Raw genomic sequence first — 8,573 nt, 5'->3', positions numbered from 1 at the left:
AGAGCGGCCGAAAAGGCAGCTCTCCTATGCGCGAGGCTTGATGTGACCGGACCCGTCGACCTGGTAGGCGGTCGCGTTGTTGACCAATGTCATGATCAGCTCGGTCGACTTCTTCAGATCGGCGATGGAGATGTGCTCCTTGCGCGTGTGGATGTCTTGCTCTCCCGCACCGATGGTCATCGCGGGGATGCCCATGTCGCGAAGCGCCGCGGCGTCGCTCGAAGCGCCGTAGAGGCTGCGCTCGTTCGGCTGCATGCCGATGTCACGAATCCCCTGACGGGTGAAGTCGAGGAGGAAGCCCTCGGCGTTGTTGCGGGGCTGAAGCTCGTCAGCGGCCGTGGCGGGGCGATTGAAGGCTTCCTGCGCGCGCGCCTTGGCTGCGTGCACGCCCGTGTGGTCCGGTGCGAAGAGCGGGCCATCCCATCCCCAGAAGATGTCGTTGGGGTGGAACGAGTCGACCGCGTATCCCAGATGGCCGTGCACGTCCTTGCGCTCGAGGGCGGAGGAGCCGAGCAGACCACCTTCCTCGCCGACGGTGAAGATGATCTGCAGCGGGCCGTGGGCGACGTTGTTCTCCTTGAGCAACCGCAGGGTCTCGAGAAGCTCGGTGCACCCCGCGCGATTGTCGCCTCCGAGGGCGGTCTTTCCGTCTGAGTAGATCACGCCATCGCGGATCTGCGGCTTCACGCCGACGGCGAGGGGCACGGTGTCCATGTGGGCCATGAGAACGAGGGTCGGCGCGTCGGTGATGGTGCCCGGCACGTCGAGCAGCAGGTTGCCCGTGTTGCCTCCAACCTTGGCCGCGGCGCCGTCTTCGCGCGGCGTGTAGCCCATGGCGCCGAGCTTCTGGACGATGGTGTCAGCGACCTTGCGCTCGTTCCCCGTGGCGCCCTTGATCTGGACGAGCTCGAGGAAGAGGTCTTTCACCCGGTTCTCCTCAACCGCGGGCAGCGTCGGGTTGGCGGGCGGTTTCGGGCTGGGGACGGGGGGCTTGGGCGACGTTCCCGCGAGGTCGACGCGATCGACGGGGGTCGATTCTGAAGCAACCTGCGCGTTCATGCTGGCGCGGGGGGAGGTTCCCGCGAGGGGAGCAGCGGGAAGCCGGAGAGACGAGATGGGGGGGGTCATGAGCGTTCCTCCTGGAGTTGATGGATGAGCCGGCTCCATTCAGGGAAGCCGTTCTGGACGACATACGACGTGTGATCGAGCAAGGCTGCGTTGCCCTGAACCGAGACGTGGCTGGCCCCTTCGTAGCCGGGGGCGGCGGTGGATGAGACCACGGCCTTGCTGAGACAGTCACTGACGCGGTCTGCGGCGCGGCGCACCTTGGGGTCACTCACCGTCGCGCGCAGATCCGCCACCAGCTGGCCCAGATCGCGAACCTGGAAGAGACGGCGGTCTGCGGCGCTCATCTCCAATGGATAGGCGTCGGCCTTCTCGAGGGCGCTGCGAACCTGCTCGCCCGCGCCCTTCGCGACCGCGCGCTGCAGCGCCGTGGCCAGCTGGGTGAATGCCTTGGAGAGCGCGCCCACCTTCGACAGATCGATCAGCGCCAGCGTCGACACCTGCGCGTCGCCCGCGCTGGCCGCAATCACACGCTCGCCGAACGCCCGGGGGGTGAGCCCGTGGGAAGGGAGGTCTTGAAGGACCTGCTGCCAGGGCAGACCACAGGCTCCCATGGTCTCTTCGCTGACGATGGCATAGCGCGCCGTGCCCTTGAGGCTGTCGAGCGCTTCGAGGTTGCCCATCAGACAGGCTTCCAGAACAAGCACGTCGGGCTTGCGCCCCGCCTGCCTGGCGCTGTCTTCGAGGCAGCGGCGGATCTCGGCGGTGGAGAGGCTGGCACATTCCTCCCAGGCAAGCCCGTGGCCGCTGAACATCACCGTCGTGACCTGGGCGGGATACGCCTTCATGCGTTCCGCGAGGAAGCGCGTGATGTCTGTGCGAGACACGTCGGTGCTCCGCGTGCTCGCCACGGCGGGGGAGTCGATCTGCGGGGTCACGTCTGGGCCGATGTCGAACGTGCGCGTACCCTTCCAGACGGGCTCCTTGCGACCCATGAGCTCGAGGGCCGACGCGCGCACGCGACGTGCTCCGTCGAGGGCTGCCGTGATGCCGATGGCGGCAAGCCCTGCCGTGATTGCGAGCCCGATGGGAGAGCTGATGGCGGCCATTCCGCCCTGGGCGATGAGGGCTCCTGCTGCAGGGAGCGCGGCCACCTCGAGTGCGCCTGCGAACAGGTTTCCTCTTGAAGGCGCCGGATCGCGTCGCAGCTGCACGGCCACGTGTGTGTCGGGTCGCCAGGCTTTCTCGAAGGCCTCGACCTCGGCGGTCTCCCAGACCTCGAGATCGTGGGGCGTCGCATCGACGTGGGCGAGGAAGGTCAGCTGGGCGGGCTTTGCGTTTCGCGCAGGCGACACGATGGCTGTCATCGTTCGTAGCGTAGCCCATGGGCAGCGCGTGGAGCAATCACGAGATGTGAACAGATCGACGCCGCTTCTCGAGAGACGTGGTGGTATTGCCGGACCCGCGGAGGAAGGGCGCTGTCAGTGCGACAGGTGATGCGCTTTCAGAACCTGGCGGCGCGGGTCGCGGACTCAGGCGGCCTTTGCGTCGGCCTGGGCCATCAGGTGGGAGAGGCTGCGCTGCTGCGCCGCGCTGGTGGCGACGAAGCGCACGCTCACCGCGTACAGATCGTCACCCACCGTGTCGACACGGAGAACGCGGGTCTCGAGTGAGATGGCGGTCTCGCCGTCGGGCATCTCGCAGTACAGGGTCATGTAGACGTTGGGGTCGACGACGCGCGGGGTGTACAGCAGGGCCCCGCCCTGGCTGATGTCGATGACGGTGGCGTCACTCGAGGTCTGATCGGCACTTCCGCTGACCGCACCGCGAATGCACGACGAGACGCGGCGGTGGGTGCGCCGGTCGTGACGGCTCGAGCCGAGGCCGACCTGGCTGAGCGTGTGTGCGACCCAGGAGCGCGACAGCACCTGGGCGTCGTCGACGAAGATCACTCCGGTCTCGAACTTGCCGGCGAGCGGGCGGCAGCGAACCACGCGCGCCTGGACCGTGGTGTACTCGCAGTGCGTGCCTTCCAGGCGCACGGTCAGGCGCTGGTTGACCTTGACCGGACGGCTGGTGAGAAGTCGCACTCCGCCGCGCGACACGTCGGCGAGAACGCCTTTGAGGCGGTCGGGTGGGGACGCGGAGATGCTCGCGCCGCTGGGCAGGGTTGGCGCCGATGGAGAACCACGACATCAGGCGGGTCAGGAACGAACCTCCCTGGGGCTGTGACGTCGTCTTCGCGCTGCGCATGTCTGCATCTCCTCCTGAACCCAGTCTAGGGGGGAGATGTTAACGCTTTGTTGCCGTTTTGTTGCGAACGTGTGAATCAGGCGTTAGGGGGTCATAACAATCGCCGTTCAGGACTCACGCCGGTGGCTCAGGGGCTGGGCGCTCTCTCGAGTCGGGTCGTGATGTCCTCCACCCTCGGGAGGAAGCTCCTCGGCACCCGGAAGCAGACGCTGCTGCCGTTCACGGCCGTCTCCACGTAGGGGAAGACCCCTTGTACGATGGCAACGGCATCTTCTGGCCGGGTGCGCGAGAAGGCGACCGTCAGGGGCGTGATGTCGAGGTACTGCTGCATCCAGCGGCTCCCTCCGACGAGGAGGGCGCGGCCGGAAACGCGATACACAAGCCCTGTCTTGCGCATCACCTGCTCCACCACGTCGACGGCGACCTGATCGCTGGCGTCGACGGTGACTCGTGGCGTCGGGTCGGTGTGCTCGTGGATCAGCACGAGCCCCACGTCGCTGGCGAGCTGGGCCAGCACGACGAAGGCGTCGATGCTCACGAACTGCAGCGTCACCTTGCGTTGCAGCGGCCTGCCTTGCGCAGACGGCACTGCAGACAAGGGTAGGGTCAGGGCCATCACGAGAGCCACGACCACGATGATGTGCTTCATGGGTTCCTCCAGAGCGCGAGGAGCGCCTCATTCACCTCTTCGGGGGCTTCCTGCGGCAGCCAGTGCCCTGCCGCGATGCGCTGCACGCGCAGGTCGCAGGCCACGGTCTCGAGATCTTCGAGCAGGGCTTCGCCGAGAACCGGATCGAGGTCTCCCCAGAGCACCAGCGTGGGACACGCAATCGGACGCATCGACGCGCCGAGGGACGAGGGGAGACGGAATATGGCGCGGTACCAGGCAAGCGTTGCGGTTGCCGCGCCAGGCTGACGGAACGCCGTTTCGTGGTCGTGAAGGTCGGCGTTGGAGAATGCGCGCCGGTTGGCGCACCCCGCCTTGATGGTGCGCGCGATCATGCCTGGGCGGAGCAGCACCCGCTCGGGAAGCCACGGGATCTGGAAGAAGAGCATGTACCACCAGGCCAGCAGCTGAGATGGGTTGCGCAGGGCACGCCGTGCCGCCATCGGATGGGGTGCGTTGAGCACCGCGAGGCGCTTGACCCGCGTGGGGTGGCGCATGGCGAGGTGCCATCCCACGATGCCGCCCCAGTCGTGTCCGGCGACGAAGGCAGATTCGTGACCGAAGGTGAGGATGAGCCCCACGATGTCGCCGCACACCCGCTCCATGGTGTACGCCTCGAGGGGCGATGGCTTCTCTGACAGGTTGTACCCTCTCAGGTCCGGCACGATGACCGGATGGCCCGCGGCGGCGAGTGCGCCGATCTGGTGGCGCCACGTCTGCCAGAAGCTCGGGAAGCCGTGGAGGAGAACCACGGGCTCTCGCATCAGGGTGCCTGGCGGGGGCGCCGCCGTGATGACGTGGAGCCGAACCTCTCCCACGTCGACCATGCGCGCTTCCATCATCGGGGGTCTCGAAGCGTGCGCCAGACCCGGCTGCGGAGCGGGACGCGAAGCCCAGGAAGCGCGTCGTCGGTCATGGACGTGTCTTGTCGTCGAGGCGCACGAGCTGCAGGGTGCCACCCGCGAGGTGGTCGAGGCTCACGCGGAGGATCACCGTGGAGGCGCGGGGCAGGTACTGCACGATGCGCAGGTCGATGGCCCCCGACGCGCTGGGGGACGGCGACGGTGTGGGCATCACGTCACGGCCGGGAATGGGACTGGGCGGCGGCGCGCTCTCGTACGAGGCCAGATCGAGAGAGCCGCTGCGGCTCGAGCGGGTGAGGTAGGTGCCCAGACCGCTCTGCGGGTCGATGGGGCTGTAGTAGATGTCGATGCTGCCGTCGCTCCAGTGGCCCACCAGGCGACCGATGGCGGTCGTGAGATCGCGCTTGCCCTGGGGCAGGGGCTCCTTGCGGATGACGCGACGCGCCAGGAACTCGTAGGCGTGGGCCGCCAGCCAGATGCGCGGGAAGGGCACGTTCCCAGGCGGCTCGCTGGTCGACAGCCGCTTTCCGGAACCCGCCGATTTCGGCCAGTCGTTCATCACGGAGTCGTAGGCCGCGAGCGCCGCGGCGACGGCCGAGTATCCGAGATCGCCGCGATGGTCGTCGCGGTACTTCGACAGAAACGCCTCGACCGGCTCGTGCTCCTTGCGGACCAGCCGCTGATAGTCTCCCACGCCGATGGGCTTTGAGACCGCCGCATCGATGCGGTCGAGCGCCTCCAGGGCCAGCTCGGCGGCGTGGGTGTAGGGATCGGGGCCGGAGCGGAACAGGATGGCGGCCGCCAGGATGGCCAGCACCACGATTCCCGTGCCGATGGCCCAGGCCATCTTGGCGCGGCGCACGCCGCTCAGGTCGGTCGAGCCCTGCTCGGAAAACCTTCTCAGAACGGACTCGGCGCCGGCCAGCGATTTCAGCTCGCGTGGATTGAGAGAGGCCTTCGACTTCAGCAGGTCGCGCAGCAACCCGGCCGCTTCGACGGCATCATCGTAGTGCTTCTCTCGCAGGCTGTCGTTGAGCGCGGCACGGAGACCGTCGAGATCGTTCGGGTCGAGTCGACGGGGGGGCGGAGCTGCTGGGTTGGGCGATGATTCGCCGCTCGGACGGCGCGGGGTTGCCGGGGGCACGTTCACACCTCTCGCAGAGGGCATTCGCGACAGCCTCCCGCTCTGCCTTCCTGGGCACCGAGCGAAGGGGGCGGCCTGTCACGGCACGAAGGCCCGTCCATGGGGTCGACATCCACGCACGTGTTCGCAAAGCCATGAGCCACCGCATTCTTCGGGCCGAGGTGGTCTCGGTGGGAACCGAGCTGCTGCTCGGCGAGACGGTCGACACCAACAGCGCCTGGCTGAGCGCCCGCCTGGCTGACGCGGGGTACGACGTGTACTGGTCGTCTCGCGTGGGTGACAACCTCGAGCGCGTCGTGGCCGCGCTCGAGCGGGCCCTGGGCCGCTCTGACATCGTTCTCACCACAGGAGGCCTCGGCTCGACCGATGATGACCTCACGCGCGAGGCTGTTGCCCGCATTGCGGGTGAGCCGATGTTCGTCGACGCGGTGCTCGAGGCCGACCTTCGCAGGGGATATCGCGATGTCGGCCTCCCGTTCTCCGACCTCACGCTGCGCCAGGCCCAGCGCATCGCTTCGGCGGAGGCGCTGCCGAACCGGGTGGGAACGGCCCCGGGATGGTTCGTGCGCCTGCCGGAGGGGCGCATCATCGCCACCCTGCCCGGTCCGCCTCGAGAACTGCAGGCCATGTACGATGCGCAGCTCGCGCCCCGGCTGCCTTCGTCCGGGAGCGTTCTTCACCGGCACACCTTCAAGACGCACGGCCTGGGCGAGGGCCGCGTGTTCGAGATGCTGGGAGACTGGATGCGCTCTGCCAACCCCTCGGTAGCCACCTACGCGAGGCCGGATGGCGTGCACGTGCGCATCGCCTGTCAGGCCAGCGACGAGGCATCAGCGGTGGCGCGAGCGGCGCCAGCCGTGGACGCTGTGCGCGCGATTCTGGGCACCGCCGTCTGGGGCGTGAACGACGACACGCTGGCGGCTCGCGTCGCGGAGGCGCTGCGCCTGCAGGGGGGGCGCCTCGCCACCGTTGAGTCGCTCACGGGGGGACAGGTCGCCCAGATCATCACCGCGGTCGCGGGGGTCAGTGATGTGTATGTCGGCGGAGTGGTGGCCTACGACCCGCAGGTGAAGGTCAGGCTGGGAGTCGACATCGACGTCATCGGCGAGCACGGCGTCGTGTCCGCCCAGACCGCCGAGGCGATGGCCCGCGCCTGCGCGTCCTGGTTCGGCTGCACCCATGCCGTGGCAACGACGGGGGTGGCCGGACCGTCACCGCTCGAGGACAAGGCGCCGGGCACTGCCTTCGTCGCCGCGCACAGCCCCCTGGGCACACAGGTGCGCGCCCTGCGCCTCAGGGCTGGCAGCCGCGCCCAGGTTCAGGAGCGTGCCGCGTACGCCGCGCTCACGCTGCTGTGGGAAGCGCTCAGCCCTGGCGTGGGGGCGGGGCGCTGACTGTCAGCGGCCGATCTCGGTGCGCACATCGAACAGCTCGGGGAAGAACGTGAGGTCGAGGGCCTTCCTCAGGAACGAGGCGCCGGAGGAGCCGCCGGTTCCCCGCTTGAACCCGATGGTTCGCTCCACGGTCTTCATGTGGCGGAAGCGCCAGATGTGGAACGCCACCTCGACGTCGACCAGCTTCTCGCACATCTCGTAGACGTCCCAGTGGGTGTCCGGGTCCTCGTAGATCGCCTTGAAGACAGCGACCACCTCGGGGTCGCGCTCGTAGGGCTGAGACCAGTCGCGTTCCACGCAGCGCGCGGGAATCGCGTAGTCGCGCCGCGCCAGGAGGCGCAGGAACGCATCGTAGATGCTCGGTGCGTGCAGGAGCTCGAGCAGCGGCTGATGGTGCTCGGGGTGCTGCTCGAAGACCTTGATGCTCTCCGCGTTCTTGTTGCCGAGGAGGAACTCGATGGCGCGATACTGAGCGCTCTGGAATCCGGAAGCCGGGCCCAGGGCACTTCGGAACTGCGCATATTCTGACGGAGTGAGCGTCTCGAGCACCGACCATTGTGAGGTGAGCTGCGCCTGCACCTGCTTCACGCGCGCGAGGATCTTGAAGCAGGGCTCGAGGCGGTCGTGGCTGATGGCGGTGATGGCGGCTTTCAGCTCGTGCAGCACCAGCTTCATCCAGAGCTCGGAGGTCTGGTGCTGGATGATGAACAGCATCTCGTCGTGATGGGCAGGTGTGCTCACCGGATGCTGCGCGTCCAGGAGCCGCTCGAGGTGCAGGTACTTCCCGTAGCTGAGGTTGCCCCTGAAATCGGTGACGATCTGTGCTTCGATCTCGCGTTTGTTCATCTGGAAGTCTCCCATCCCGAAGTTCGAGGCGTCACGGTTCAGCAGCCTGCACGGCCAGCCCCAGCATGATCCATCCGACGATCCACGATACCCCTCCGAGCGGCGTGATCGCACCGAGCGACCGATTGCCGGTGATGGCCAGCGCGTACAGGCTTCCGCTGAAGAGCACGACGCCTCCGGCGATCAGCCAGCCCGCGGCATCGACGCGCCTCGACGGGCGTCTCTCTGCCACGAGCCCGACGACCATGAGGCCGAGGGCGTGCATGAGATGGTAGCGCGCACCGGTCTCGTATGTCGCCAGCATGTCCGGAGACAGCGCGGTCTTCAGCGCGTGCGCGCCG

General features: G+C 67.7%; 9 protein-coding genes. 1 reads left to right on the top strand and 8 read right to left on the bottom strand.

The window, feature by feature from the left end:
• Positions 1-24: 24 nt before the first annotated feature.
• From EB084_14255 to EB084_14230, 6 genes are all read right to left on the bottom strand, one after another.
• Positions 25-1,167, bottom strand: a complete 1,143-nt coding sequence (locus EB084_14255) for a M20/M25/M40 family metallo-hydrolase (protein NDD29420.1) — start codon at positions 1,165-1,167, stop codon at positions 25-27.
• Positions 1,125-2,432 (bottom strand): hypothetical protein, encoded by a 1,308-nt coding sequence (locus EB084_14250; protein NDD29419.1) that lies wholly within the window; start codon positions 2,430-2,432, stop codon positions 1,125-1,127. The genes EB084_14255 and EB084_14250 overlap by 43 nt, the downstream gene beginning before the upstream one ends.
• A 165-nt stretch (positions 2,433-2,597) precedes the next feature.
• Positions 2,598-3,170, bottom strand: coding sequence for a PilZ domain-containing protein (locus EB084_14245; GenBank protein NDD29418.1), 573 nt, complete (start codon positions 3,168-3,170; stop codon positions 2,598-2,600).
• 275 nt (positions 3,171-3,445) lie between these two features.
• Positions 3,446-3,967: a hypothetical protein gene (locus EB084_14240; GenBank protein ID NDD29417.1), complete on the bottom strand. Its 522-nt coding sequence runs from the start codon at positions 3,965-3,967 to the stop codon at positions 3,446-3,448.
• Positions 3,964-4,827, bottom strand: a complete 864-nt coding sequence (locus EB084_14235; protein NDD29416.1) for an alpha/beta fold hydrolase — start codon at positions 4,825-4,827, stop codon at positions 3,964-3,966. The genes EB084_14240 and EB084_14235 overlap by 4 nt, the downstream gene beginning before the upstream one ends.
• Positions 4,828-4,897: 70 nt before the next feature.
• Positions 4,898-5,830 (bottom strand): hypothetical protein, encoded by a 933-nt coding sequence (locus EB084_14230; protein ID NDD29415.1) that lies wholly within the window; start codon positions 5,828-5,830, stop codon positions 4,898-4,900.
• Between the two features lie 122 nt (positions 5,831-5,952).
• Here EB084_14230 and EB084_14225 point away from each other — a divergent pair, with 122 nt between their 5' ends.
• Positions 5,953-7,386, top strand: coding sequence for a CinA family nicotinamide mononucleotide deamidase-related protein (locus EB084_14225; protein NDD29414.1), 1,434 nt, complete (start codon positions 5,953-5,955; stop codon positions 7,384-7,386).
• A 3-nt stretch (positions 7,387-7,389) separates the two neighbouring features.
• Here the strand turns inward: EB084_14225 and kynA are convergent, their stop codons facing one another.
• Together kynA and EB084_14215 are read right to left on the bottom strand one after the other, a co-directional pair.
• The gene (kynA, locus tag EB084_14220; GenBank protein NDD29413.1) at positions 7,390-8,232 is read right to left on the bottom strand and encodes a tryptophan 2,3-dioxygenase; all 843 of its coding nucleotides are present in this window, start codon (positions 8,230-8,232) and stop codon (positions 7,390-7,392) included.
• A gap of 31 nt (positions 8,233-8,263) precedes the next feature.
• The coding region (locus EB084_14215; protein NDD29412.1) for a DUF423 domain-containing protein at positions 8,264-8,573 on the bottom strand (310 nt) is incomplete at its 5' end.

The organism is Pseudomonadota bacterium, from assembly GCA_010028905.1.
In the GTDB taxonomy this organism is placed as follows: Bacteria; Vulcanimicrobiota; Xenobia; order RGZZ01; family RGZZ01; genus RGZZ01.
Note: the sequence above shows the minus strand (reverse complement) of the source record. Positions and strands in the feature narration are given on the sequence as shown.

Excerpts from the sequence above, each read along its gene's own strand:
- EB084_14225 (NDD29414.1), top strand. The coding sequence starts at position 5,953 with ATGATTCGCCGCTCGGACGGCGCGGGGTTGCCGGGGGCACGTTCACAC.
- kynA (NDD29413.1), bottom strand. The coding sequence starts at position 8,232 with ATGAACAAACGCGAGATCGAAGCACAGATCGTCACCGATTTCAGGGGC.
- EB084_14250 (NDD29419.1), bottom strand. The coding sequence starts at position 2,432 with ATGACAGCCATCGTGTCGCCTGCGCGAAACGCAAAGCCCGCCCAGCTG.
- EB084_14235 (NDD29416.1), bottom strand. The coding sequence starts at position 4,827 with ATGATGGAAGCGCGCATGGTCGACGTGGGAGAGGTTCGGCTCCACGTC.
- EB084_14255 (NDD29420.1), bottom strand. The coding sequence starts at position 1,167 with ATGGAGCCGGCTCATCCATCAACTCCAGGAGGAACGCTCATGACCCCC.
- EB084_14240 (NDD29417.1), bottom strand. The coding sequence starts at position 3,967 with ATGAAGCACATCATCGTGGTCGTGGCTCTCGTGATGGCCCTGACCCTA.